The following is a 24,769-nucleotide window of genomic DNA, read 5'->3' as shown; positions in this document are numbered from 1 at the left end:
CAGTACATCCTGCGCGATGAGTCGATGCACCTGAACTTCGGTATCGATGTGATCAACCAGATCAAAATCGAAAACCCGCACTTGTGGGATGCCGAGATGAAGGAAGAAGCGACCCAGATGATTCTGCAGGGGACGCAGCTGGAGATTGAATATGCGCGGGATACCATGCCGCGTGGGGTTCTCGGCATGAATGCGGCGATGATGGAGGACTATTTGAAGTTCATCGCGAACCGTCGTTTGTCGCAGATTGGGTTGAAGGAAGAGTATCCAGGGACGACGAATCCGTTTCCTTGGATGAGCGAGATTATGGATTTGAAGAAAGAGAAGAATTTCTTTGAGACTCGGGTTATTGAGTATCAGACTGGTGGGGCGTTGAGCTGGGATTGATTAAAGAGACAAAAACAAAAAAGACCCTGAGTTAACTCAGGGTCTTTTTTACAAACCTCAAATAAATTACTTGAATAATGACGATGGAGAATGCAGTCAAACGCCACCTGATAAATGTGCTTGCCCATCCAATGCAACACTACTAATGTGCATAGACAACTCCAAACGCAACAAATTTCCTATTGCCTCAGACAATAATGGTGGCACTGCATTTCCAATTTGAGTATATCTTGGGCAATCCAACTTTCTGGCAGCCCCTCCAGTAGTATACTTGCCAGTAAATTCAAACCAATCAGGAAAGGACTGAATCCTCGCACACTCTCGAGCAGTCAATATCCTATTTTCACTATAGTGAATTATATCATCCGGCAAGGTGGTAATTGTCGGAGATGCATCACTAGCTGTTAACACCGTAATAGCATGCTTCTTCAAACCCAACGTATCACGCGCAGATTTTGACAGCGATCTCCCAGGCTCGGAGAGCTGTCTAATTCGCTCAAACTGAGATATCGTTGACGTCTTATGATTTGAAAGCCTCATACTATTGGGCGCCAATTCATACCCATCGCGCATGAGCTTCAAATAGGGCGACAAAACATTTGGCGCTCTATATTTCAGTTCGCGAAACCCACTAATACCAGAATCTAAATTATCAACTAGTGTCCTAGATCTAGTTTCTAAATCCAAAATAGCTTCGCGTACCGACGTGATATGAGCAACCCCTAGCCCCTTCATTGCCTTAAATCTAGAACTGGACTTTTTTAGCTTTAAAAAAAGATCATCGCCCTCAGCCAAAGAGCAAACTATCAGATACCTATGTCGATTTTGCGGAACGCCAAAATCAGCACAATTAATTTTCCCGCGAGAAACCGAGTACCCTAGCCCTGACAAAGCCCCACATATAAAATCCGCATATGAGCCAATTAAACTAGAAGAACCTATAGACTCTCCCTTCTTAACAAACCTGCTATTGAAGCCACTAACATTTTCAATAACTATATATTTGGGTCGAATTAATTTTACGAGTCTTAAGTACTGCTCGGCCATTTTATTGCGAGGATCTTCAGGATCTCGACGTCCAGCAGTTGAGAAACCCTGACAAGGAGGTCCTCCAACCATCAAATCTATAGTGCTAGATAGCTCAGAGATTTCATCCTGATACCCATCCAGAAAATCTTCACAGCTCATGGCACCCACAGGGAGCCATTGAGGCCAGTTAAATCGGTAGCGCTCACCATCAATCAAGTTGTGACGTAGAGTTTTAAAGGCCATTGGATTTTTTTCGATTGCCGCCACGCCCTCACAGCCTGCTTTGAGCAATCCTAACGAAAGCCCCCCACAACCAGCAAAAACGTCGATAAATCGCATAATTTGACCTAACTCTTTATTCATTCTGAAAATAGCACATAACGGCTTTTAAACTTGGCTAGCAAAGCAAAATTTTCAAACCGCCATAAAACAAGCGGCATCCTACCTCATGGCATAGTCCAAGGAAAGAAAACCTAGCGTATTCGACACTTTACACCTCGAAGACCTAGCAATAGCCCAGTGATTACAACAAAGAAAACCTACCCCTCAGGATTGATTATTGCATCAATTAGGTCGTCTTTTATTTCCTGAAGAACTTCAGACTCCTGGCTTCCCGGGTATTCATTCAACTCTGCCAGCAAACTAATCAGACCACTCAAATTATCAAAGTGCGACAAAAGTTTAAGCCGTAAAGTAATCATTGAATCCTGAGTAAATGGCTGGTCCCTACCCTCTAAAACTAATTGGTTATTTTCAAGCACCGCGCGACGATGCGCAAAATCATTCCGAGGCCCAATAACATCATCACGATAAAGCGCAAGTCGCTCGAGAAGGTGAACCTCAGAAATCTTATCTGAAATTTTCGCAATTTCATCCTGCAAAACACTCAGCCTCAAGGCCGCGCCAAAAGATGGCTCTCTCAAAAGCTTATCCAATCGCCCTTTGCTAACAAGCTTTTCAATTTGATCAGCCTTACTTCTTAAACTATCTGATATCTTCCCACCAACCTCTCGTATAAACTCATCTTTATCATCAGGCTTTATAAGCATCTGAATCTTCTCTAAGCACTCGATCATAGCCTGATCCAAGTCACTCGTCGCAGCCATTACAATGCCGCGCATATGGTTCAAATCTAGCATTTTACGGAGTTGGGATTGCACCAGTCCGATTGTTCGGTCACTTAACGTAGTGCGATGAAAGCAAAATACTCCGTCAATATCTTGTTCGAAGATTAATCGCCGTAGGGTTCTTGCGGACTCCGAGCTATAAAAAATCATGTCGGTATCGCGATAGGTTATCTTCAAACGTTTCGCAAGTGAAGCGCCATCATATCCACCACCAAGTTTAAAATCCATTATAACCAGATCTATATCTCTAGACGATGGCAGATCGGCAAGAGGATCTTTTGCCCCTGCAATTACTTCACGAGTTTCTGTCCTAGGATTAAATCCAAGCCGAGATATAGCACTTGAGATATTAGCCTGATAAGGTCTAATATTTTCAATCTGATCTTCAAACCAAAGAATCCTATAATCGAGGTGCATATTCCTTACCCTTTAATTCGAACAATAAATTCAGCTTGATTCTTGGCACGCTCCGCAGCAATGACTCCCCCCAGCGAGTCAATTATTTGTTGAACGTGATACAAACCAAGCCCAGAACCGGTTGATGTCGAGTATCCTTTTTCAAATAGACGATTGAGATCTACTATACTTTCATCAAAACCACGACCATTATCCACAACAACAATCTTAAGCTCTTTCTGGGAGACTTGAGTTAGCACAAATGATATTTTATCAGCCTCCGCCCGACCAGCATTACTGATAAAGTTATCAATCATTATTGATATTTCAATCGGCTTAAACGTCCTAACTAATGACTTAGCATTATTTACAACCGATATATCTATTCCGGTTTCAGCCAACATTGGAGCTACTTGTTTGATGTACTGCTCCACATAAGAAACCAAATCATCAGTTATCGTTTCCGACTCAAGCCTGAAGTTTGCCTTGGTAGCAAAGCGTGCAATAGATAACACTTTTCTATTTTGAAAAGATATGTTCTCTAGAGCTGTCTTAACATCAACAACACTAAGCTCACGATCGTGCCGAAGGCGATCAAATTGGCCATTTATAATTTCGTTAATTGCAGATGCGTGTATGATGATTTGATGATGTAAAATCTCAATTGTCTCTTTATCCAGAGTCGACATTGATGTCAGAAAAAGATTACGCTTGCGCTCCTCTTCGTAACTTTTTGTTGCTATATCCGCACGCTGAGCAGATTCGGCAGCATGTTTTTCAGCGTCACGCCTTGCAGTACGTTCTTTATCCGCAATATCTCTTGCAGCCGCCTCTGCGCGTTGCAACTCGTTATAACGAACTGATGCTGCGTCCAACTCTTCGAGAAGATTTTGGTCTCCTGACTTCTCGGCCAAAGTCCTCAGACCACTTAATGACTCATTGAAATCATCGGAACGCTCATTCAATATCCTTATTAGCTCACGACTAAATTCTAATAGCTCAACACCTTCACCGCCTGCTAATTGAGCGACAATCGCAGTGATCCTTGCAGAAGCCGCTTCTCCCCTGAGCCGTGAGGTATCCTCCACATCTAGATCAAGTGAATCTTTCCAATTTACTCCAACAACATAGCGCTCTAACCTTTTAAAACACTTATCTTCAAAACAATCGACTAACTGTCTATAGGCAGGGGTATCAATTAATCCTTGATCGCGACTGGTTGACTCTCTAAATCTATCATCCACGCCGACGATATCGATACGCCCAATAACATCACGAGTCCCTAAAAACCTTGCGTAACCCTGTTGCTTCCTTCGATCTATACCAAAGGTATCAACTCCCTCTTCACCAATAGGAAAAACTCTAAACCCATTCTTAAAAAGAAATATTGAGCCAAAACGAACCGATGCAACTCCCATCCTACGTGCAAAAGTCTGTTTTGCAGACCTATTTAAAAAGTAAAGATTCGAATTAAAATTTGCTTCCGTCAATAATGGGTATGGGTTTTTCTCTCTTATCTTGTAAATAATTTCTGACCTGTCAGTAAGCGTTGAAGTCACATACTCCCCACCACCTGATATCTCAACTTCTAAATGAGTTGTCTTATCCTTTAACGCTTCAAATATGAAATTACGTACGGGACCATTTACCATATAGAGAGGACTTAGCTCTTCACTTATTTCCGGATTCTCCATTATGGATAGATCTTCCTCCTCCTCTTGAGGAACGACCAAATTTATTTCGAACCCATCACCACCGCCGAAGGGATTTATAAGCTTTGCCAAAGCAGAACGAAGTTTTAAATATTTCTCCCTCGACCAATCCTCGCGCAACTCACCAACTTCCAAAATAGTACCAACTTCAAACCACTTGAGAGATACCGGCAACTCTAATACCGTTTTCGTACTATGACGCATTGGCACAGTGGCAATTTCATCTTTAGAACTTTTTTCAAATAGATCCCACTCCACATCAACCACCTCATACTGCGAGGCTTTCATAGTCTTCGTGTGCATGACGAGCGTCCGACCTAATCTATCACAAGAGAACCTCCCTACCCCCTTGCTGCCAGCGTAAGACTTGCTACTCCCTATCTGCTCGCGGTAATCTAAATCTTCAGTGCCATCTCCTTTCGCAGAATACGCAACAAACAACCACTTATCTTCAATGTCGGAGAAAGACATCCCCTTACCATTGTCAGCAATATAAACTCGACCATTTTCAAACAGCAGATCGACGCGACTTGCGCGAGCGTCAAAAGAGTTTTTAACCAGCTCGAAAATTGCTACAAACTCATCAGTGATTAGATCTCGACCAATTAGCGTTTTCAGAGCAGAACTGACCTTAAAGTGCAATACACTATCAACTTCATCTTTCACCTCCACCTCCTTTTGGAAAACATAAAAAACCATTTACAACATGCACTATTAAGAAACTTATATATCTAGCTCATCTAGCGCCAACAGGTGAAACATGACGCCTCTAAAATCTAGCAGCAACCTTGTAAGTAAGGCAATCTGCCATGATAAATTACACGAAAGCGAAATTCCGCACACTATTTTGTTGAGTATTTTCAGTATTGACGCCATTCAATTTGGAAATTAACATTCACGCCGGTGCCTAAGAAACACCTCACACAGCGGACTGACCGCACCCGACAGTAGCGGCTTTTTTGTGCCTACGGTTTTCCCGTGGGCATCGAAAATCTCTGTTATGCCGGGAGTGGGCTAATACAAGACCCGAAAGGGGAATATGTCCGGCCCTCTGTGTGGGGTTTCTTAACTCCCGGCACCCAGCCCTAAGAAAGCTGACATCACACAGAGGTTATGGAAATGCCTAGAATTTTCACCTTCCTTGCGAAGGCTATCTATTGCGTACAGACGTCCCTTCAAGCACCTCCACCGAGGGAGGTGCGCAATGCATGACCCCCTCTCTCCTACTGTCTTCACCCGTCAAAACCTCCCTTTGCACGCTCTCCTTCTGGAAAATCAACCGTGGTTCTGCGCTCGCGATCTTGGGCGTTTGATGGGATGGTTTCTGGATGAACGAACGACTCGCAAGCTCGATGAAGACCAACGAAGAACTGTAAAACTGCTGTTCCACGGCCAGCCGGAAGAAATGCTGATGATCAGCGAGTCCGGTGCATACGCGTTACTGGTCTACCACTACACACCAGGAAATCGTCTGCTACGTAGCTGGCTGACTCATGAAGTGGTTCCGACGTTGCGGGACGAGCGCCAGCCACGAACGGTGGAGCGGCCGTTGCTGAGCATGTTGGATTGGCCGGAGATGTCGTTAAATCTGCTGCATTGGCAGGATGAAGGCTGGATACGGCTTCGGGACATGCCGTATTTATTAGTGAATCGAACCTATCGGAGTGGCTCCGCAAAGGCTCCGTGGTGGAGAAAGCTCACTCAAGCTTTCCGAATGAAGCAGCGCATTTACTGACGCAAACGACCGCCAAATCCCACAGACACGTAGGAAATTTCGTAGACGCCATAATGGCTACTCAGTATCGTCCGAGGGTTTTCTCCCCTCGGCGGCTGTATGGATACGAAAAAAACGAGTAACGGCTGGAGTGACGAGGAGCTTGAAGCTTCAGTCGATGCCTATTTGAAAATGTGGACGCTTGAACAGAGCGGGCAAGCCTTTACGAAATCAGTTGAGAACCGTTTACTGCGAGAGGGGCCACTCAACCTGCGTAGCGCTTCATCTATTGAATACCGCATGCAAAATATTTCTGCGGTGTTTGAACAGTTGGGTTTGAAGCGTATCACTGGCTACATGCCTGCAAAAAACATCGGCGCTGGAGTGAGTGAGCGTATTCGTAAAGTGTTGGCCGTGAAACCTGCCTTGCACGCTGAGCGCCATACGGCAAAGGCAGATAATCCAGTGCCTGAAAAGCGCACAACCGCCTCGAAGCACTCTCTTGAAATCGAGCCACAAGGCATTCTTAATCCGCGGCAGCTATTTACTGTCAGCGTTTCGTTTGCGCGCGCACTGCATGTGAGAAGGCTGGTTCGACAGTTAGCAAATGGCATCTGCGAAGGCTGCGCTCAGCCAGCACCGTTTGCTGGAGAGGACGGCCAGCCATTTCTCGAAGTACATCACGTCAAGCACCTCGCCCAGAAGGGTTCGGATCGCACCACCAATGCTGTAGCCTTGTGCCCCAATTGTCATCAGCGTTGCCACCGTTCAGGTGATCGGGATGCTTTCACCGAAGGGCTTTACTCAAAAGTCCAAAGATTGGCACGGGAGTAAACTCCTGTGGTCACACCTGATGAACACTCAAAAAACACCAGATAGGACCGAGGCCAACCCGTGAACCCAGACATGCTCGAAGCCGGCCCCGCTGACGCCAAAGTACTCTCCGTCTTTGACTTCGACGGCACCCTGACCCATCACGACAGTTTCGTGCCTTTCCTCAAGTTTGCCTTTGGCACCGGTGAGTTTTATGGCCGGATGGTCAAGCTGGCCGTGCCTGGGCTGCGGTTTTTGTTGCGGCGCATCAGCCGGGATCAATTGAAGGCGCAGTTGATCCGCACCTTTATGACCGGCGTGGAGAAGGCGTGGGTGCAGCAGAAGGCCGAGGAATACTGCCAGCGCAATTGGGCGCGGTTGATGCGGCCGTCCGGGGTGCTTTCGGTGGAGCAGGAGTTGGGCTCGGGGGCGGAGGTGACGTTGTGTTCGGCTTCGCCGGCGTTGGTGTTGCAGCCGTTTGCGAATCGGCTTGGGATCAAGTTGATCGGGACTGAGCTTGAGGTGGTTGACGGGGTGCTGACCGGGCGACTGACCGGCAATAACTGCCGCTGTGAGAACAAGGTGCTGCGCCTTGAGGCGGTGTATGGGGATTTGGGCGAGTATCGGCTCAGGGCTTGGGGCGATACGCGTGGGGATCGGGAGTTGCTGGCGGCGGCGCAGGATGCGCATTTTCGGCATTTTCATGCGAAGAAGAAGCGCAAGCAGCTGCGGTAGTCACGCACTAGCATGGGGTGCTAGGGGTTGAGAGATTGAATCACATTGCCCCGAATTTCGTTTTTATTAAGCCCAATCTAGAAGACTGGGCTTTTTTACACGCGCTGTGAGTTGATACCTGACTCAATTCTTATAGGCAGTTTCTGTCTCAGTTTTGTTGATCAGATCGTCGAGGGACACATGAATGAGCGTTTCGTTGGCGTCGAGCCGTTCATGAACTATCTGATTCAACTCCAGAACCTCCAATCGATCATCCTCAGGCATAAAGTCATCGGACACTGATTCGCCATGGAGGAAGTAGCTGTCCCAAGTGCTTTCTGCCGGGTGGCTGTTTTTTGTTTGAGTCATGGGCATCCCTCCTCTGATTTGGCTGCAGACAATACAAGTCAGGTTGTTTGTTGCCTAGGCGGAAAATGTATCGATGCGAATGGCAGGCTCGAAAGGAAGACTGCGTCGATCCCTTCGCAGCCTCGCTGGGGCTCGACAGCTCCCACATTTGAGCTTTGTCAGCGTGTTGATCGGTGTTCGGCAGGGTCTATGTTGCGACTTTGAGGTCTACACCCAACGCTGTTGCGAAGGCTTTTACCATCGGGCTGCGCGGGGCGTTGTGGCGCAGGATCAGGTTAAAGGCGGTGCTAAGGTGAACCTGTTCCGGGCACAGCGCGCGCAGGCGCCCTTCCCTAACCAACGGAGCGGCATAGTGTGCTGGCAGGAAGCCGAGGAAGCGGCCCGTCAGGATTAATATGGCGACGGCTTCTACCTGTGAAGCCGAAGCGGACTGGCTGTCGTAGGTGACGAAGTTGGTTTTGTCGCGATGGATCGCATACCGATGGTTGACCACTTCGTATTGGCGTAACACTTCAGGCGTGATGTCGCTCGCGCTGAACAGTGGATGTCCTACAGCGCAGTAGGCGTGGGCTTTTTCTTCGTAGAGGGGAAAGTAGTCGAACTCTTCACGGCGTTGGTACACCGGCACGATGCCGACGATGAGGCGCCCTTCCACCACGCCGCGTTCAACTTCGTCCAATTGTGAGGCATGCAGGCGCAATCGTATTTTTGGCGATTCACTGTGTAACTTCCCCAACGCAGCAATGAGCGGGGAATTAACGTCCGATACGGTGTTATCAATAACGCCCACACTTAGGTCGCCGATCAGTTCGTTTTGCGCCGAACTAAGCTTGTCTCTAAAACTGTCCACCGAGGTAAATAACTCGATGGACGCTTGATACACCAGCTTGCCTTCTTCGGTGAGGCCAAACCCTTCCCTGCCCCGTGTACACAGGCGCATGCCAATGCGAATCTCAAGGTCGGAGATCTGTTTGCTGATGGCGGCCAGGCCCACGTTCAGCTCGTTTTGCGCCGCGCTGAAGCCGCCGGCTTCGACCACGGCCATAAATACCCGCAGCAGTTTAAAGTCCAGCCCGCTCAGTTGCAGGGGCGGTCTTGTGCCGGGTTTGGGTGGCATGTTTCCAGAAGTGGAAAGTGGGGTTTCCATAATACGCGTTGACCTCAAGTGCCATATTCAACAGGCTTCAACCCAGTCCTTGAACATAGCCAGGCGGCGATAATGAACATAAACAACCGCCCTTGGCAACCTTGAATACGGCGCGTCAGACGCCGGTTCAACACTGATTAACTTCTGCTTCAACTGCCTCCGACTCTTCTAAAAACAAGCGTGAGGAACATCCATGTCTCAGCCCACCGACCGCCTTTGGGGCGCTCGTTTCAAGACCGGTCCGTCTGCTGCATTGGCCGCGTTGTCGCGTTGCCCCGAGCGCTATTTCCGCCTGACGCCTTACGACTTGGCCGGCTCCCGCGCCCATGCCCGTGAGTTGCAGCGCGCCGGTTTGCTGGATGAGTCCGAGACGTTGCGCACCCTGGAAGCACTGGACCGTATCGGTGAGGACTTCGCCGCTGGGCGCTTGCATCCCACCCTGGATGACGAGGACGTGCACACCTTTATCGAACGTGTATTGACCGAACGCCTCGGCGCCTTGGGCGGCAAGTTGCGCGCCGGGCGCTCGCGTAATGACCAGACGGCCAACGACCTGCGCCTGTTCCTGCGCGACCACGCGCGCACCATCACCACTGAGGTGCTGGGTTTGCAGCAGGCGCTGGTGGCGCAGGCCGAGCAGCATATCGAGAGCATCTGCCCGGGCTTTACCCATTTGCAGCAGGCGCAACCCATCGTGTTTGCTCACCACTTGCTGGCGCATTCGCAGTCGATGCTGCGCGATGTGCAGCGGTTGGTGGATTGGGATGCGCGCACGGCGCTGTCGCCGTTGGGTGCGGCGGCGATGGCTGGGTCGGCGATTGCGCGTCAGCCGGAGCATTCGGCCAAGGAAATGGGCTACACCGGGCCGTGCGAAAACTCCATCGACGCTGTGGCCAGTCGTGACCATGTGGCGGAGTTTCTGTTTGTGGCGGGCATGCTTGGGGTGAATATTTCACGGCTGTCTGAGGAGTTTTGCCTGTGGTCGTCGCGCCAGTTTCGCTGGGTGGTGCTGGACGATGCCTACGCGACAGGCAGCTCGATCATGCCGCAGAAAAAGAACCCGGACATTGCCGAATTGGCGCGGGGCAAGGCTGGGCGGTTGATTGGCAACCTGACCGGGTTGATGTCGACGCTCAAGTCGTTGCCGCTGTCGTACAACCGCGATTTGAGTGAAGACAAGCACAGCGTGCTGGACAGCGTCGACACCTTGCTGCTGGTGCTGCCAGCCATGGCCGGGATGGTTGCAACCATGAAGGTGCAGGTTGAAGAGCTGCGTCGTCAGGCGCCGATGGGTTTCACCTTGGCCACCGAGGTGGCGGACTGGTTGGCCACGCGGGGTGTGCCGTTTAAAGAGGCGCATGAGATTACCGGCGCGTTGGTGCAGGCCTGTGAGCAGCATGAGATTGAGTTGTGGGAAGCCTCGCCGGCGATGTTGGCAGAGGTGGATGCGCGGTTGTTGCCTGAGGTTCGGGACTGCTTGACCCTGGAGGCGGCGATTGCGGCGCGCAGTGGTTGGGGCGGGACGGCGCCGGAGCGGGTTAAAGAGCAGATTGGGCGGTTGAAGGTGGCGTTGGCAGCTCAGCAACAATGGGCTGAGAGTTATCAGGGGTTCAGAATTTAGGATTTGTGGTGTGGGAGTTGGCGCCATCGCAGGCAAGCCAGCTCCCACATTAGATCAAGTACATCCGCAGTAGCGTTATCAGTTTTTGGAGAGTCACCATGAACCAAACCCCGGCGGAGCGCCTGGAAGCCGAGCGCAAGTTGTCCGAGAACCAGTTCGATATCACGCAGTACGAGCACGTGCCGCGTCGGTATTACGGGCGGATGTTTTTTGCCACGTTGATCGTCATAGCCCTGGCGGCGTTGTTGCGTGCATTTGCCAACGGCCAGATCGAATGGTCCTACATTGGCCAGTTCCTCACGTCTGAGGCCATCTTGTGGGGCCTGGTGAATACCATCGTCATGTCGGTGCTGGCGATGGCGCTGGGCGTGGTAATCGGGGTGATCACGGCGATCATGCGCATGTCGGCCAACCCGATCCTGCGCTATGTGGCCATCACTTACACCTGGCTGTTTCGCGGCACGCCGCTGATTTTGCAGCTGCTGCTGTGGTTCAACCTGGCGCTGATTTTCCCGGTAATCGCGATTCCGGGCGTGTTCAGCATCGACACGGTCGACCTGATGACGCCGTTCGTGGCCGCCCTCCTCGGCTTGAGCATCAACCAGGGCGCATACACCGCCGAGGTGGTGCGCGCAGGTTTGCTGTCGGTCGATACCGGCCAGTACGAAGCGGCCAAGTCCATCGGCATGCCGAGCCTGCAAGCGCTGCGCAGGATCATTCTGCCGCAGGCGATGCGAGTGATCATTCCGCCTGTAGGCAACGAGTTCATCAGCATGGTGAAAATGACCAGCCTGGCCAGCGTGATCCAGTATTCGGAGCTGCTGCACAACGCGCAAAACATCTACTACGCCAACGCCCGGGTTATGGAGCTGCTGATTGTGGCCGGCATCTGGTACCTGGCGGTGGTGACCGTTCTTTCATTTGGTCAAAGCCGCCTTGAGCGTCGTTTTGCCCGCGGCGCCGGCAAGCGTTCGTAAGGTTGGGTTGAGGAGATTTGCCCCATGAGAAGCATCGTCAAGGCCGTCAACCTGAACAAGTACTACGACCAGTATCACGCGCTGCGCGACATCAATATCGAGGTCGAGCAAGGTGAAGTGATGTGCATCATCGGCCCGTCGGGTTCGGGTAAAAGCACGCTGCTGCGCTGCGTTAACCAACTGGAAAAAATCGATAAGGGCGGCCTGTGGGTCGACGGCGAGCTGGTGGGTTACCGGGTGGTCGGCAACAAGCTGCACGAGATGAATGAATCGCAGATTGCCCGCCAGCGTCTGGCCACCGGCATGGTGTTCCAGCGCTTCAATTTGTTCCCGCACATGACCGTGCTGCAGAACATCATCGAAGGCCCGTGTCAGGTGCTCAAGCGTTCGCCCAAGGAAGCCACTGAAGACGCGCTGGAATTGCTCGCGCGGGTGGGTTTGGCCGACAAGCGCAACGCCTACCCGGTGGAATTATCCGGCGGCCAGCAACAGCGTGTGGCGATTGCCCGTGCGTTGGCGATGCGCCCCAAGCTGATGTTATTCGACGAACCCACGTCAGCCCTCGACCCAGAGCTGGTAGGAGAAGTGCTGTCGGTGATGCGCGATTTGGCCACCACCGGCATGACCATGATCGTGGTCACCCACGAATTGGGCTTCGCCCGCGAAGTGTCCAACCGCATGGTGTTTATGGATGCCGGCCAGATTGTGGAAGCCGGCAGCCCTGAAGAAATTCTAATAAGCCCACAAAACCCGCGTACCCAAAGCTTTATTTCTGCCGTTCGCACTTAACTAAAAAACAAACGAGAACGCCCCCATGAAAAAATTGTTTATCCCAACGTTGCTTGCAGGCCTGATGGCCTCCTCGTGTGTATTCGCGGCATTGCCGGCGGCAATCAAGGAAAAGGGTGAGATCAGCGCGGCCATCGTGCCGAACTACCCGCCGATGGATTTCAAGGACACCGCTACCAACCAGCTCACCGGTTTCGACTTCGACTTGGGTAACGCCCTGGCCGAGCGTTTGGGTGTGAAGATCAAATGGCAGGAAACCGGCTTCGAGCAGATGCTCAGCGGCTTGACCACCAAGCGCGTGGATATTGTGCTGTCGGGCATGACCGACACCGCCGAGCGCCAGAAATCGGTGACCTTTATCGACTACTTCACCAGCGGCCCGCAGCTGTACACCCTGGCCAAGCGTGAAGAGATCAAGGAATTGACTGACCTGTGCGGTAAAAAAGTCGGCACCAGCCGCCGTACCACCTGGCCGTCGGAAATTGCCGCATGGAGCAAGGAAAACTGCGAAGCCGCAGGCAAGCCGGCGATCGTGGTGATTGGCACCGAAGGCTCGGCGGATGCGCGCGCGCAGTTGCAGCAGAACCGTCTGGATGCGGCGATGCAGGGCAGCGAGACCATTCCGTATTTGATGTCGCTGGATAAGGGCAAGTACAAGCCGGTCGGCCTGGCAATTTCCAGGCAGTTCACCGGGCTTGGGATTGAGAAGAGCAATACCGAGTTGGTCACTGCGATCAGCGAGGCGTTGCAGGGCATGATTGATGATGGGACGTACGGCAAGATCCTCAAGAAGTGGGATCTGGAGCAAGGTGCTGTAGCCAAAATCTCCATCAACGCCGGCCAGTAACACGTTCTAAATGTGGGAGCTGGCTTGCCTGCGATAGCGGTGTGTCAGCCACCCAATACTGCCTGACTTACCGCTATCGCAGGCAAGCCAGCTCCCACATTTGATCTGTGTTCACCCGTTGATGTGTGTTGTGTCGAGAATATAACAAGGACGCTCGCCCCACCGTGGCCACCTACTCCCTGGTAATCCGCCGCCTGATGATCTGCTCGGTGACCATCGTGGTCAGCCGCGCCATGACCAGCCCCCTGCTCGCCCTGTTGCTGAGCACTCGCCTGGGCCTGAACCAACAGGACATCGGCCTGCTGATGGGCATCGCCGTGTTCATCGCCACGCTGCTCGGCCTCTATGGCGGCTACATCATCGACCGCCTGGAAAAGCGCAAGCTGCTGATCCTGGCCATGCTGTCCAGCTCCATCGGTTTTCTGTTGCTGACCTTTGCCAGTAACCTTTACCTCACCACCCTGACCCTGGTCATCACCGAAGCCGCGTCGGCGCTGTTCCTGATTGGCTCAAAAGCCATCATCAGCGAGAACCTGCCGGTGGGCGAGCGCGCCAAGGTGTTTTCCCTGCGCTACACCCTGACCAACGTCGGCTACGCCACCGGCCCGATGATCGGCGTGGTCATCGCTGGCCACTTCCCGCTGGCGCCGTTCCTGATCGCCAGCGCCATTGCCTTTGGCAGCCTGTTCCTGATGATCGGCATCCCGCCGACTCAACGGGATGACAGCCACAAACCCCTGAGTTTCCTCAGCACCCTGCGCACCTTGCGCAGCGATCGCACACTCATCCTGTTCACCAGCGGCAGCCTGTTGAGCACCATTGTCCACGGGCGCTACACCCTGTATCTGTCGCAGTTTCTGCTGGTGGCCTACACGCCTGCGCAGGCGTTGAAAATTTTGTCTGCGGTGCTGGCGTGCAATGCCATCACCGTGATTTTGATGCAGTACCAGATTGGCCGGTTCCTCAAGCGTGAACAGCTGCGCTACTGGATCGTGCTGGGAACGTTGCTGTTTATTGCCGGGTTGGTGGGTTTCAGCCTGGCCGACAGTTTGGTGAGCTGGTGCGTCGCCATGTTCGTGTTCACGTTGGGCGAGATGATCATTTACCCGTCTGAGTTCCTGTTTATCGACACCATCGCCCCGGACGCGCTACGTGGCAGCTATTACGGCGCGCAAAATCTGGCGGCGTTCGGCGGGGCGCTGAGCCCGGTGATCTGTGGTTACCTGCTGATCAATGCAGCACCGGCCAGTATGTTCTATGCGCTTGGCGCACTGACGGCGGTGGGCGGAAGCTTGTGTTTCTTGAGTGGCCGGCGGGTGGCTGCGAACCCAGCGCCTGCACATTCACACATCTAATGTGGGAGCTGGCTTGCCTGCGATAGCGCTGTAACAGGCGACATATTTGTCGTTTGATACACCGTTATCGCAGGCAAGCCCGCTCCCACATTTTTTGATCTCCGTAACGGCAGATATTTGCGTAATATCCGGTATTCATCTCACGGACCCGAGCCCCATGAAATTCGACACGGCCTACAGCCTGAGTCTCGACGACAAGCTGTCGATCTACGACGTACGAGACCTGAATTTCGACGAAACGGCTTCCTTTGATTCCGACCAGGACAGCTTTCTGTGCCCCAACGATGAATGCCGCGCGGCGTTCGACACGGGCAATACGCTAAGCACCTTTAACGCGAAAAACGTCAATTACCTGCGCACCCCACACTTCAAAAACAAGGCAGGCACGCGGCACATCGACGGCTGCCGTTATGCCAGCACTCATAAGAGTGCAACCGGTGAAAGTGATGACGAGCGCGAGGAAAATTTCCCGTCGGAATTTGTACTGACCCGCCGTCAGTACCCGCGTAAAACGCCGGCGCCTGGCGCTGAGGGCGCTGACCCTCAAGAGCCAACGAAAGCGCCGTCAAACCGCATCTATACGTCCCACAGCACCAGCGACGCCACGCCGGATAAAACCAGCGTGTTTGCCCACCCGGTGGAATGCTATGTGTCCAACATCGACGACAAGGCCAAGCTCAAAAGCATGCCGTTGAAGATCGGCGACCACACAGCCACCTACCTGACGTTTTTCAAAAAGATCGAATACCTGCAAGACAACAAGGGGCTGATCTACTGGGGCAAGATCAAGGAGATCAAGGACTACACCGCCAGCTTTCGCATCGACTTTGAAAAGAAGGTGTGGCTCGACAAGAAGCCCTACTCGGTCAACGTCTACCTGAGCAAAAAGCTCATCGAGAATTACCGCAAGCGCACGGCGTTCCTAGAACAGATCAAGGCGGCGGTCGACAGCGAAAAGGTGTTGTACTGCTTCTTTTATGGGGTCACGCCGGAGCTGAAACAGGTGCCGAGCAAGAAGAATCCGGAGCAGACATTTGGGGTGTTCAGCGCGAATATCGAAAACCTCGATCACCTGATTATTCGCGAGGCACCCGGAGTGGAATAATCGGTGGCTGAAAGGCCAACGAAAAAATCCAGTTGATGAGCGGTACAAACAACTGTACAAAAACACAGTATAGTTTGTCCTCCCCCGTCGAATCCTGGAGAAACCCCATGTCCTCTCTGGCAATGAGCTCTTTCGTAGAACAGCAAATCGTCCTGCATCAATTCACCGCCAAGCACAGCGTGCAGGCCCGCGCGATGCTGGGTTGGAGTCGCGAAGACCTCGCCCGCCAGGCGGGCGTGGCGCTGGAAGCGGTTGAACGCTTTGAAAGCCACGCCGACGTAGACGACGAAATCCGTCTGACCCTGGCGTTCCGGCTGGAGGCTGAAGGGCTGGTGTTCTTCCCGGGGTTTGCGCCGGGCTGGGGCATGAGCGCACGCAGGTTTGACGCCACCCCACCGGAACCCGCTGCACGAGGCATTATTTCGCGGCTGATGGGCTCAACAACGGCAGCAATTGACTCACCAACGCCTCAGCCGAATGGTGCGTAGAGTCCAGCCGGATCACCGGGCAGGCCAGCGGTTTCAACCAGCTTTCATGCCGACGCAAACTACGCAGGCTGTGGTTACCGCCATCGTATCGCGCTGCCCAGGCGAGGAAGGCCACGCTGTTTTCATGGCGGCTACCGCCTTCCAGAACGCGGTCGCCATAACGTTGCACTTCCCGCAGGCGCAGGCGGTGCAGGCGTACTTCCGGGTCCAGCCGCAGAAACACCACGTGGCTGAATTGCGCGATCATCGGGTCGCCCCAGCCGCACACTGAGCCAGACAGCACCCAGCCTTCAAGGCCGGCGCTTTGTTCCTGCAACAGCCGAATGCGCTCATCCTTCGGTCGGGCAACGGAGAAAGGGTCTGGCGTTTGCTGCCAGAAAAAGAAGTCGGAGTCGAAATAGGCAACGTTCAGGCGTTCGGCCAAGGCTTTGCCCAGGGTCGTGGTGCCGGCACCGGCCGCGCCGAGGATATGAATTTTGTAAGCCATGGCGCCCCTCCGTTGCATTGAGTGTAAACCGCAGTGCGGTTCAGCACGGTTTGTCGTTGCTAAGCGCTGATGTGTCGATAGGCACGCAACAAGGCAGGCAACGCATCACGCGACCAACGCGCGCCATAAACCCACAGCTTCGTGCCATCGTCCAACGGCTCACACAGCGAGGGGTAACCGCTTCTGCACGCGCCATGAAATGCAGCGCTCTGGCTGTCAGACACCAAGGCATCAAGACGATGCTCAGTCACCAGTTCATCGATTTCATTGCGGGTATGAAGGTCAAACTGAAGGGTTTCATCTGTGCGTTGTGCGTCCACCGGCACCAATTGCGCGCCCGCTTGGCGCAGGATGTCCAAGGCCCGGCAAAAAGCCGCAGTGAGTTCAACAGGCTCAACATGATGACCGCGCACATACCGCGCGGCGAAGCCAATTCGCCACCCGCAGAGTAATTGGGCGTCGGTGAAGGTGGTGTTATTCAACACCAGCGGGACTTCCACCATCACCGGATCGGTTGGGTCGATACCGCTCAAGGCGATCAGCGATAACGCCGGGTCGCGGCTGGTTCTGATCTGCGGAGCCAGGGCGTTGTATCCGGGGATGGGTGTGGCGCTCTCACGCCGCTCAGTTGCGAAGACGATACTGCGCGGGCTTGCAGACTCGGTAGAAGGGATTTCCAGACCCGTCGTTTCCCCTGCCAATGGCACCGAATGCCCTGGGGGACAGGACATGCCTATATGCCAAAGTTTCCTACACTCGCTGTCCATCAGAACCTGCACCCCGAAAACGTAATTCGCGGGATCATCGCACTCTCGTCTGACGTTTGTCGCAGGGCTGAAACACCCTGAAAACTCCTTTTTTCAAAGTGCCCTTTTCTCAGCCTGCAACCTGTTCTTTTGTGCCTTGGGTTTCCACTTCCAACCACCACGCATGTCCGCGTTCAGGTTGGTTCAAGCTGAACGCCTGCCCCATCGCTGGCGTGGTAATTGACACGTTGCGCTCCCAGGCCAGGGCCATGATCCGGTCAAACGGTTCGTGCCAGGCGTGAAACGCGAGGTCGAAGGTGCCGTTGTGAATCGGCAGCAACCAACGGCCCTTGAGGTCGAGGTGCGCTTGCAGGGTTTGCTCCGGCTGCATGTGCACGTGGGGCCAGTCGACGTTGTAAGCACCTGTTTCCATCAGCGTCAGGTCAAACGGGCCGTACTGTTCGCCAATACGTTTGAAACCGTCGAAATAACCGGTGTCGCCGCTGAAAAAGATCCGCCGCCCCGCGTCGATCATCACCCAGGAACACCACAACGTCTGGTTGCCATCAAACAGGCCGCGCCCGGAAAAGTGTTGGGCCGGGGTGGCGATAAAGCGAATGCCGTCCACCTCGGTGCCTTGCCACCAATCCAGTTGGCGGACTTTGCTGGCATCTACGCCCCATTTGACCAAGGTGTCACCCACGCCCAGGGGCGCGAGGAAATAACGGGTTTTGTCGGCCAACTGGATGACCGCATGACGGTCAAGATGGTCGTAATGGTTGTGGGAAAGAATCACCGCTTCCAGTGGCGGCAGCTCTTCCAGGCTGATCGGCGGCTGGTGAAAACGCTTGGGCCCAGCCCAACTGAACGGCGACGCACGCTCGGCGAACACCGGGTCGGTGACCCAGAACTTACCGCGCATTTTCAGCAATACGGTGGAATGCCCCAGGCGGAACACGCTGTGGTCGGGAGCGGCCACCAGTTGTTCGCGCGTCAGGGGCTGCACCGGAATCTGCCCCACAGGCCGCGTGGTGCGCGGCTTGTTGAAGAGCATGTTCCAGAAAATCCGCAACGTTTTACCAAAGCCGCCGTGTTGCACCGGGGCGCCGTTGCTGAAATGCCCTTGCTCCTGCTCGGCAGGCTTGAGCGCTGCGGGCGCGGGGTCGCGGCGAGTTGAAAGGGTGGCCATTGCAGAGTGACTCCTGGGGTCCGCGCATCAATTACACTGCACAGTGTAGTTTCTACATTGCAACAAAACCCGGAACAAGTAAACTACCGAGTGTAATTTCCTTCTAGAGCCAACCATGACTGCACCTCTGCGCCTCACCGACCGTAAACGCGAAGCCATTGTGGCCGCGGCCATTGCCGAGTTTCGGGCTAACGGGTTCGAGGTCACCAGCATGGACAAAATTGCCGCCACCGCCGGTGTGTCCAAGCGTACGGTGTACAACCACTTCCCCAGCAAGGAAGAGTTGTTTGCAGAAATTCTTAACCAGTTGTGGGCCAGCAGCGTCGCTCAACTCGACGTGAGCTACGCAAGCGACCGCCCCCTGCGCGATCAATTACGCGGGTTGCTGCAGGCCAAGATGCAAATGATGTCGGACGTCAACTTCCTCGACCTCGCCCGTGTAGCGATCGCCGCCACTATCCATTCGCCGGAACGCGCTCAAGACATGGTCAACCGACTGAGCAAGCGCGAAGAAGGTTTCACCCTGTGGGTACGCGCCGCCCAGGAAGATGGCCGATTGTCTTGCGCCAACCCGGCCTTCGCGGCGCATCAAATACAAAGCCTGCTCAAAGCCTTCGCGTTCTGGCCACAGATCACCCTCGGCCAACCCACCCTCGACGCCGCCGCCCAGGCCGATGTTGTTGAATCTGCCATCGACCTGTTTCTCGCCGGTTACGAAATCAGCACGGCCCGCCCGCACTAAAACCTAGCCCTTTCAAGGTCTTTGGAAATTTGTCTGATAGGGCGAACACCCTCCCTGTGGCGAGCGGGCTTGCCCCGCGTTGGGTTGCGAAGCGGCCCCAAACCCAACGGCCGAGGAGTATCTGACTCACCGCATTTTTCCTTTTTAGGGTCGCTTCGCAACGCAACGCGGGGCAAGCCCGCTCGCCACAGGGACAGTGTTCGCAGGTGTCAGCCAGCTATAGCCGGCTTCTGAAGACCTTGAAAGGGCTGGCACTAAAATCCTGTTGCATGCACGACTTCCTGGGCCGTTTTCGCTTATTCGCACGCTGTCGCATCTGTGCCAGGGAGACTGACCGCAACCGGGTTTATATCGGCGACTCTGTCGTCGTCTATTTCCCTTGAGTCGTCCTACGACATCTCGTCTGAATTATCCGACTGGAACACACAGAGATAGCATAATGCCTCCATTGGTCACCTTTTTCACAAATGCCCTTTGGTGGCCCGAACTTCTCGCCTGACACGCGACTCTGAACCCACTGTTCCACTACCTCTGTCAGCATCAGGAAGCTGACAATGAGCAAGTCAACCGTACGGCCAGGTGCCTTACGGGGGCCGGCGCAATCCCATGGATACCCCCAGACGCGTGCTTGCCCGAGCTCACGAATATGCTATTTAACGCCCATAAAAAAACCATCAGTACCCTGCAACACACCAATGCCCAGCAAACCAGCCTGTTGGACGCCATTGAGCGCTCCATGGCGGTCATCGAATTCGACCTGCAAGGCACGGTGTTGCGAGCCAATGACAACTTCCTCAAGACGATGGGCTACCGCGCCGAACAGATTGTCGGCCAGCCCCACCGAATGTTCTGCACACCCGCGTTCGCCCGCAGTGCCGAGTACAACCAGTTGTGGACGCAATTGCGCAATGGCCAGTTCCAGTCCGGCACCTTTGAACGGGTGGCAGGCAACGGCCACTCGGTGTGGCTGGAGGCCAGCTACAACCCGGTGCGCAATGAAGCAGGCCAGGTGATTAAAGTGGTGAAGTACGCCATGGACGTCACCCCGCGCCTGCAGGCCGAAAGCGAGGCCAACGCCAAACTGGGCGCCATCGACCGCGCCATGGCGGTGATCGAGTTCAACCTCGACGGCACGATCATTACGGCCAACCCGAACTTCCTGCAGCGCATGGGCTACAGCCTGGCGCAAATCCAGGGCAAGCATCACCGCCTGTTCTGCAAGCCGGAGCTAGCCGACAGCTCGGCCTATACCGACTTCTGGAAACGCTTGAACCAGGGCGAACTGTTCAACGGCCAGTTCGAGCGCGTGGATAAAAATGGCCAGACGGTGTGGCTCGAAGCCAACTACAACCCTGTGTACGACGCCAGCGGGCGCCTGTGCAAAGTGGTCAAGTTCGCCTCCGACATCACTGCCCGAGTGCAACAACATGCCGCCGACGCCCAAAGCGCCGCCCAGGCGTATCACATCTCGCTCAATACCCGAGACATCGCCGAAAAAGGCGCCGAGGTGATCCAGCAAACCGCCAGCGGCATGCGCGAAATTGCAGCCAACATTGACGGTTCGTCACAGCTGATCGCCAAGCTGGGCGAGCGTTCGCAGCAGATCACCGCCATCGTCAACACCATCCGTGGCATTGCCGACCAGACCAACTTGCTGGCCCTCAACGCCGCCATCGAAGCCGCCCGCGCTGGCGAGCAAGGCCGTGGTTTTGCCGTGGTGGCTGATGAAGTACGCCAATTGGCGGCGCGCACCAGCGGCTCCACGGCGGAAATTTCCAGCATGATCGCGATGATCCAGGAAGAAACCCGCCAGGCCATCGACAGCATGGAAGGCACCCGCGACCGTGCAGCCCTTGGCGTGGATTTGGCGAACCAGGCCGGTACGGTGATTTTGCAGATTCGCGAAGGCACCGGCCAGGCAGTGCACGCGGTCAGTGCATTTGCCAATGAGCGAGGCACCAGCTGACCTGATCTTCATGTGTCCGGCCCTGGGGCTCGGTCTATAGTGCTGACTGTTTTCACGCTAAGGATCCGAGCCCGCCATGACCCCAGACAAGCCAGACGCCGCCCCTGCTGACCACCTGCGTTTCCACCGAGGCCACGCCCACCTGGCGCCGACGTTTGGCAACGACACCTTCGCCCTCAAGGCCGAAGCCTTCGCGCGCTTTTTCGGCACGCCGACCTTCCTTGGCGCGCAAACCGCCATCGTGGTGTTGTGGGTGGTACTGAACATCACCGGCGTCACGCACTTTGACGTCTACCCGTTCATCCTGCTCAACCTGGCGTTCAGTCTGCAATCGGCCTACGCCGCGCCCCTGATCCTGCTGGCCCAGACGCGACAAGCGGCCCGCGATAAAGCGCAGTCAGATGCAGACGCGCAACACCGCGAGGCCCTGGCCATTGCCAATACCGAACGCCAGGCACAGGCCGAACAGACCACCCAACAGTTGCTGGAACTGCTCGAGCAGAACACACGGCTGACGGAAATGACCAAGCAACTGACCGAGCGCATTGAGACCCTGACGTGTGAGATGCATGAGCAATTTGTGCGCAAGGCCTGAGTGCGGTGAATCAAGAACACTCCGATCCAGTGTGGGAGCGGGCTTGCCTGCGATGGCCTCAACTGGTTTTGCCTGATGGACCGAGGTGCCTGCATCGCAGGCAAGCCAGCTCCCACAGAAAAGCAGACCAGTGAAGCTGGTGAACCCATGCTCGGTCGGAACTGTGGGAGCGGGCTTGCTCGCGAAGGCGGTGGGTCAGTTGATGAATTTGGTGGCTGATACACCGCATTCGCGAGCAAGCCCGCTCCCACAGGTGGATCTCCATGTTGCCTGGGGGATCGCAATCTGCTCTAGAAAAAACAGCGCTTTTGATTCAACCACTCAGGTCGGCTACCAAGCCGCCGTGCTTTAGATTTTGATCTGAGGCGCCCCGTTAACCACGATGGCCGCAGCAACGGATATGTACTCCTCTCAAAGCCTCACACACCGCCCCAACTCATCAAACAACGTCACCACCGACCGCAGCGCCCTGCAATCAGGCCGCGTCAGCAACCACAACGCAGTATCCCGCCCCGGCAAAGCAGCCCCCAACGGCTCCAACCCCTCACCCAACAGAAAATCCGGCAACGCCGCCACCCCCAACCCCGCACGCACCAGCTCAGTGACCGACAACATACTGTTGCAGCGATAACTCGGCCGCACCCCCGGCAACTGCTCACGCCGCCAAACAACCGTCGGGTGATCCGGCAAAAAATCATCCGGCGCAATCCACGCCAAGTCAGCCAGCTCACGGCCTGCATGCTGCCGCGCAAACCCCGCGCTGGCGCACACCTGATACCTCACCGTCCCCAAACAACGCCCCACAAGGTGCTCGGGCGGCGTCTTGGTCAAACGCAAAGCAATGTCCGCATCACGACGGCTCAAGTTGGCGAAATCATTGGACGTACTCAACTCCAGCGTCAACGCCGGATAAGCCGGCATAAACTGCGCCAGCGCCGGCAACAGCAACCCTTGCAGCACCGAGTCGGTACAGGTCAGGCGCACCGTGCCGCTGATCACCTCCCCGCCCTGCTCCACCCCCACCCGCGCAGCCTCCAGCGCTTGTTCAGCGCATTCGGCCTGCTGCGCAAGGTTGCTGGCCAGGCCCGTGGGCAGATACCCCGCGCGGCTTTTTTCAAACAGCGTCTGGCCCAGCGCAGCCTCCAACCGCCGCACCGCACGAAACACCGTCGACACGTCCACTCGCAACAACGCCGCCGCCCGCCCCAGCGTGCCACCGCGCACCAGCGCGAGCACCAGCGACAGGTCGGCGTAGTCAATTTGATAGTGCGTGGCTGCATTGAGCATATGGGCAAACGCCAATATTGATTGCGTGAACGCCAATCTATAGTGCCCACCAGGACACCACAAGCCATGGGACGTACACGATGAAAACCACCACCTTGCACCTCGCCCTGATCGGCGATTACAACCCTGACGTGGTTGCTCACCAAGCCATTCCCGTCGCCCTGCAACGGGCGGCCGACAGCCTGGGCGTCCACGTTCACGTGCAATGGCTGGACACGGATTCACTCACCGCCACCACCGCGCTGCAGGCCTTCGACGGCTTTTGGTGCGTACCCGCCAGCCCCTACCGCGACACCGACGGCGCACTGCGGGCGATCCGGTTTGCCCGCGAACAGCGGCGCCCTTTCCTCGGCACCTGCGGCGGTTTTCAACACGCGGTGCTGGAATATGCCCGCAACGTATTAGGCTGGGCTGATGCCGAACACGGCGAACTGGCCCCGCAGGCAAAACGCGCGGTCATCACGCCGCTGACGTGTTCACTGGTGGAGGCCACCGACACCGTGCACCTGGCGCCCTACACCCGCATCGCCGACGCCTACGGCAGCGCCGATATCGAGGAAGGCTACCACTGCCGTTATGGGATCAACCCCGACTTCGCCAGCGCCCTGCTCGACGGCAACCTGATTGCCGCTGGCCATGACTCGGCGGGTGACCTGCGCGCCGTCGAGTTGCTGGACCACCCGTTCTTTGTCGCCACCCTCTTTCAGCCGGAACGCGCAGCGCTCAAGGGCGTCACGCCGCCATTGGCAATTGCGCTGCTCAAGGCGTGCCAGGCGATGTTGGCATGATCGCCACCACGCCCGCGCCGCCGTACTACGCGGTAATTTTCAGTTCACTGCGCACCGAGGGCGACCAAGGCTACGGCCAGGCCGCCACGCGCATGCTCGAACTGGCGCGCGAACAGCCGGGATTTCTCGGGGTGGAGTCAGCGCGGGAGGATGGGCTGGGGATTACCGTGTCCTATTGGGACAGCGAAGCGGCAATTCTGGTCTGGAAACAGCAAGCTGAGCATCGAGCGGTGCGTGAACAAGGGCGTACCACTTGGTATTCGGCGTTTCATACGCGCGTGTGCAAGGTCGAGCGGTCTTACGGCTTCAACGCCGTTTAAAAACGGTGGGAGCTGGCTTGCCTGCGATGGCGGTGTGTCAGTCGAAGCTCAAATGACTG

The 24,769-nt window shown here is 55.0% G+C and carries 25 protein-coding genes and 1 pseudogene; 17 read left to right on the top strand and 9 right to left on the bottom strand.

Features of this window, described 5'->3' with window-relative positions; genetic code table 11:
* On the top strand, nucleotides 1–387 hold a 387-nt coding region (locus tag ACP7A2_RS25720), incomplete at its 5' end, for a ribonucleotide-diphosphate reductase subunit beta (protein ID WP_426136599.1).
* A gap of 96 nt (nucleotides 388–483) precedes the next feature.
* Here ACP7A2_RS25720 and ACP7A2_RS25715 read toward each other — a convergent pair.
* From ACP7A2_RS25715 to ACP7A2_RS25705, 3 genes are all read right to left on the bottom strand, one after another.
* Nucleotides 484–1,779 (bottom strand): DNA cytosine methyltransferase, encoded by a 1,296-nt coding sequence (locus tag ACP7A2_RS25715; protein ID WP_426136598.1) that lies wholly within the window; start codon nucleotides 1,777–1,779, stop codon nucleotides 484–486.
* A gap of 176 nt (nucleotides 1,780–1,955) precedes the next feature.
* A complete protein-coding gene (locus ACP7A2_RS25710; RefSeq protein ID WP_426136597.1) occupies nucleotides 1,956–2,960 on the bottom strand; it encodes a hypothetical protein in 1,005 nt (334 codons plus the stop codon).
* 5 nt (nucleotides 2,961–2,965) lie between these two features.
* On the bottom strand, nucleotides 2,966–5,317 hold the full coding sequence (locus ACP7A2_RS25705) for an ATP-binding protein (protein ID WP_426136596.1): 2,352 nt from the start codon (nucleotides 5,315–5,317) through the stop codon (nucleotides 2,966–2,968).
* A 538-nt stretch (nucleotides 5,318–5,855) separates the two neighbouring features.
* Between ACP7A2_RS25705 and ACP7A2_RS25700 the strand changes: the two genes are divergently transcribed.
* The 3 genes from ACP7A2_RS25700 (at nucleotide 5,856) to ACP7A2_RS25690 (ending at nucleotide 7,913) form a co-directional block, all read left to right on the top strand.
* Nucleotides 5,856–6,386, top strand: a complete 531-nt coding sequence (locus ACP7A2_RS25700) for a BRO-N domain-containing protein (RefSeq protein WP_426136595.1) — start codon at nucleotides 5,856–5,858, stop codon at nucleotides 6,384–6,386.
* Between the two features lie 99 nt (nucleotides 6,387–6,485).
* Complete coding sequence (locus ACP7A2_RS25695) at nucleotides 6,486–7,199, top strand: HNH endonuclease (RefSeq protein WP_426136594.1); 714 nt, start codon at nucleotides 6,486–6,488, stop codon at nucleotides 7,197–7,199.
* A gap of 72 nt (nucleotides 7,200–7,271) precedes the next feature.
* Nucleotides 7,272–7,913, top strand: a complete 642-nt coding sequence (locus tag ACP7A2_RS25690) for an HAD-IB family hydrolase (protein WP_426136601.1) — start codon at nucleotides 7,272–7,274, stop codon at nucleotides 7,911–7,913.
* A 123-nt stretch (nucleotides 7,914–8,036) separates the two neighbouring features.
* Here the strand turns inward: ACP7A2_RS25690 and ACP7A2_RS25685 are convergent, their stop codons facing one another.
* Together ACP7A2_RS25685 and ACP7A2_RS25680 are read right to left on the bottom strand one after the other, a co-directional pair.
* Nucleotides 8,037–8,261, bottom strand: a complete 225-nt coding sequence (locus ACP7A2_RS25685; RefSeq protein WP_426136593.1) for a hypothetical protein — start codon at nucleotides 8,259–8,261, stop codon at nucleotides 8,037–8,039.
* Between the two features lie 187 nt (nucleotides 8,262–8,448).
* Nucleotides 8,449–9,408 (bottom strand): LysR family transcriptional regulator, encoded by a 960-nt coding sequence (locus ACP7A2_RS25680; RefSeq protein WP_426136591.1) that lies wholly within the window; start codon nucleotides 9,406–9,408, stop codon nucleotides 8,449–8,451.
* A gap of 193 nt (nucleotides 9,409–9,601) precedes the next feature.
* On the opposite strand from ACP7A2_RS25680, the gene argH reads away from it, so the two are divergent.
* The 7 genes from argH (at nucleotide 9,602) to ACP7A2_RS25645 (ending at nucleotide 16,590) form a co-directional block, all read left to right on the top strand.
* Nucleotides 9,602–11,029: an argininosuccinate lyase gene (argH, locus tag ACP7A2_RS25675; protein ID WP_426136590.1), complete on the top strand. Its 1,428-nt coding sequence runs from the start codon at nucleotides 9,602–9,604 to the stop codon at nucleotides 11,027–11,029.
* Between the two features lie 98 nt (nucleotides 11,030–11,127).
* Complete coding sequence (locus tag ACP7A2_RS25670) at nucleotides 11,128–12,006, top strand: amino acid ABC transporter permease (RefSeq protein WP_348058002.1); 879 nt, start codon at nucleotides 11,128–11,130, stop codon at nucleotides 12,004–12,006.
* Between the two features lie 24 nt (nucleotides 12,007–12,030).
* Entirely contained in the window at nucleotides 12,031–12,795 is a 765-nt protein-coding gene (locus ACP7A2_RS25665; protein ID WP_016974699.1) for an amino acid ABC transporter ATP-binding protein, read from the top strand.
* Between the two features lie 25 nt (nucleotides 12,796–12,820).
* Nucleotides 12,821–13,642 carry an ABC transporter substrate-binding protein gene (locus ACP7A2_RS25660; RefSeq protein WP_426136587.1) on the top strand — a complete coding sequence of 274 codons (822 nt, stop codon included), beginning with the start codon at nucleotides 12,821–12,823 and terminating at the stop codon, nucleotides 13,640–13,642.
* Between the two features lie 164 nt (nucleotides 13,643–13,806).
* Nucleotides 13,807–14,997, top strand: a complete 1,191-nt coding sequence (locus ACP7A2_RS25655) for an MFS transporter (RefSeq protein WP_426136585.1) — start codon at nucleotides 13,807–13,809, stop codon at nucleotides 14,995–14,997.
* 157 nt (nucleotides 14,998–15,154) lie between these two features.
* Nucleotides 15,155–16,102: a hypothetical protein gene (locus ACP7A2_RS25650; protein WP_426136584.1), complete on the top strand. Its 948-nt coding sequence runs from the start codon at nucleotides 15,155–15,157 to the stop codon at nucleotides 16,100–16,102.
* A 107-nt stretch (nucleotides 16,103–16,209) separates the two neighbouring features.
* Nucleotides 16,210–16,590: a helix-turn-helix domain-containing protein gene (locus ACP7A2_RS25645; protein WP_426136583.1), complete on the top strand. Its 381-nt coding sequence runs from the start codon at nucleotides 16,210–16,212 to the stop codon at nucleotides 16,588–16,590.
* Here ACP7A2_RS25645 and ACP7A2_RS25640 read toward each other — a convergent pair.
* From ACP7A2_RS25640 to ACP7A2_RS25630, 3 genes are all read right to left on the bottom strand, one after another.
* Nucleotides 16,520–17,077: an AAA family ATPase gene (locus ACP7A2_RS25640; RefSeq protein ID WP_426136582.1), complete on the bottom strand. Its 558-nt coding sequence runs from the start codon at nucleotides 17,075–17,077 to the stop codon at nucleotides 16,520–16,522. The two genes, ACP7A2_RS25645 and ACP7A2_RS25640, sit on opposite strands and share 71 nt — an antisense overlap.
* 59 nt (nucleotides 17,078–17,136) lie before the next feature.
* Entirely contained in the window at nucleotides 17,137–17,808 is a 672-nt protein-coding gene (locus ACP7A2_RS25635; protein ID WP_426136580.1) for a hypothetical protein, read from the bottom strand.
* 145 nt (nucleotides 17,809–17,953) lie between these two features.
* Nucleotides 17,954–19,012: an MBL fold metallo-hydrolase gene (locus tag ACP7A2_RS25630; RefSeq protein WP_426136579.1), complete on the bottom strand. Its 1,059-nt coding sequence runs from the start codon at nucleotides 19,010–19,012 to the stop codon at nucleotides 17,954–17,956.
* Nucleotides 19,013–19,127: 115 nt separating this feature from the next.
* Between ACP7A2_RS25630 and ACP7A2_RS25625 the strand changes: the two genes are divergently transcribed.
* From ACP7A2_RS25625 to ACP7A2_RS25610, 4 genes and pseudogenes are all read left to right on the top strand, one after another.
* The gene (locus ACP7A2_RS25625; RefSeq protein WP_426136578.1) at nucleotides 19,128–19,754 is read left to right on the top strand and encodes a TetR/AcrR family transcriptional regulator; all 627 of its coding nucleotides are present in this window, start codon (nucleotides 19,128–19,130) and stop codon (nucleotides 19,752–19,754) included.
* A 646-nt stretch (nucleotides 19,755–20,400) separates the two neighbouring features.
* Nucleotides 20,401–21,171, top strand: a pseudogene (locus ACP7A2_RS25620) (PAS domain-containing protein); the annotation flags it as partial.
* 114 nt (nucleotides 21,172–21,285) lie between these two features.
* Nucleotides 21,286–21,720 carry a methyl-accepting chemotaxis protein gene (locus ACP7A2_RS25615; RefSeq protein ID WP_426136600.1) on the top strand — a complete coding sequence of 145 codons (435 nt, stop codon included), beginning with the start codon at nucleotides 21,286–21,288 and terminating at the stop codon, nucleotides 21,718–21,720.
* A gap of 76 nt (nucleotides 21,721–21,796) precedes the next feature.
* Nucleotides 21,797–22,315, top strand: a complete 519-nt coding sequence (locus ACP7A2_RS25610) for a DUF1003 domain-containing protein (RefSeq protein WP_426136577.1) — start codon at nucleotides 21,797–21,799, stop codon at nucleotides 22,313–22,315.
* A 411-nt stretch (nucleotides 22,316–22,726) separates the two neighbouring features.
* On the opposite strand, the gene ACP7A2_RS25605 is transcribed toward ACP7A2_RS25610, so the two are convergent.
* Complete coding sequence (locus ACP7A2_RS25605) at nucleotides 22,727–23,602, bottom strand: LysR family transcriptional regulator (protein WP_426136575.1); 876 nt, start codon at nucleotides 23,600–23,602, stop codon at nucleotides 22,727–22,729.
* Nucleotides 23,603–23,682: 80 nt separating this feature from the next.
* Here ACP7A2_RS25605 and ACP7A2_RS25600 point away from each other — a divergent pair, with 80 nt between their 5' ends.
* The gene (locus ACP7A2_RS25600) at nucleotides 23,683–24,390 is read left to right on the top strand and encodes a CTP synthase C-terminal region-related (seleno)protein (protein ID WP_426136574.1); all 708 of its coding nucleotides are present in this window, start codon (nucleotides 23,683–23,685) and stop codon (nucleotides 24,388–24,390) included.
* Nucleotides 24,387–24,710, top strand: a complete 324-nt coding sequence (locus ACP7A2_RS25595; protein ID WP_426136573.1) for an antibiotic biosynthesis monooxygenase family protein — start codon at nucleotides 24,387–24,389, stop codon at nucleotides 24,708–24,710. The genes ACP7A2_RS25600 and ACP7A2_RS25595 overlap by 4 nt, the downstream gene beginning before the upstream one ends.
* Nucleotides 24,711–24,769 lie beyond the last annotated feature (59 nt).

This window comes from Pseudomonas sp. PWP3-1b2 (genome assembly GCF_049896045.1).
Classification (GTDB): Bacteria; Pseudomonadota; Gammaproteobacteria; order Pseudomonadales; family Pseudomonadaceae; genus Aquipseudomonas; species Aquipseudomonas antarctica_B.
This window is presented reverse-complemented; position numbering and strand designations above follow the sequence as displayed.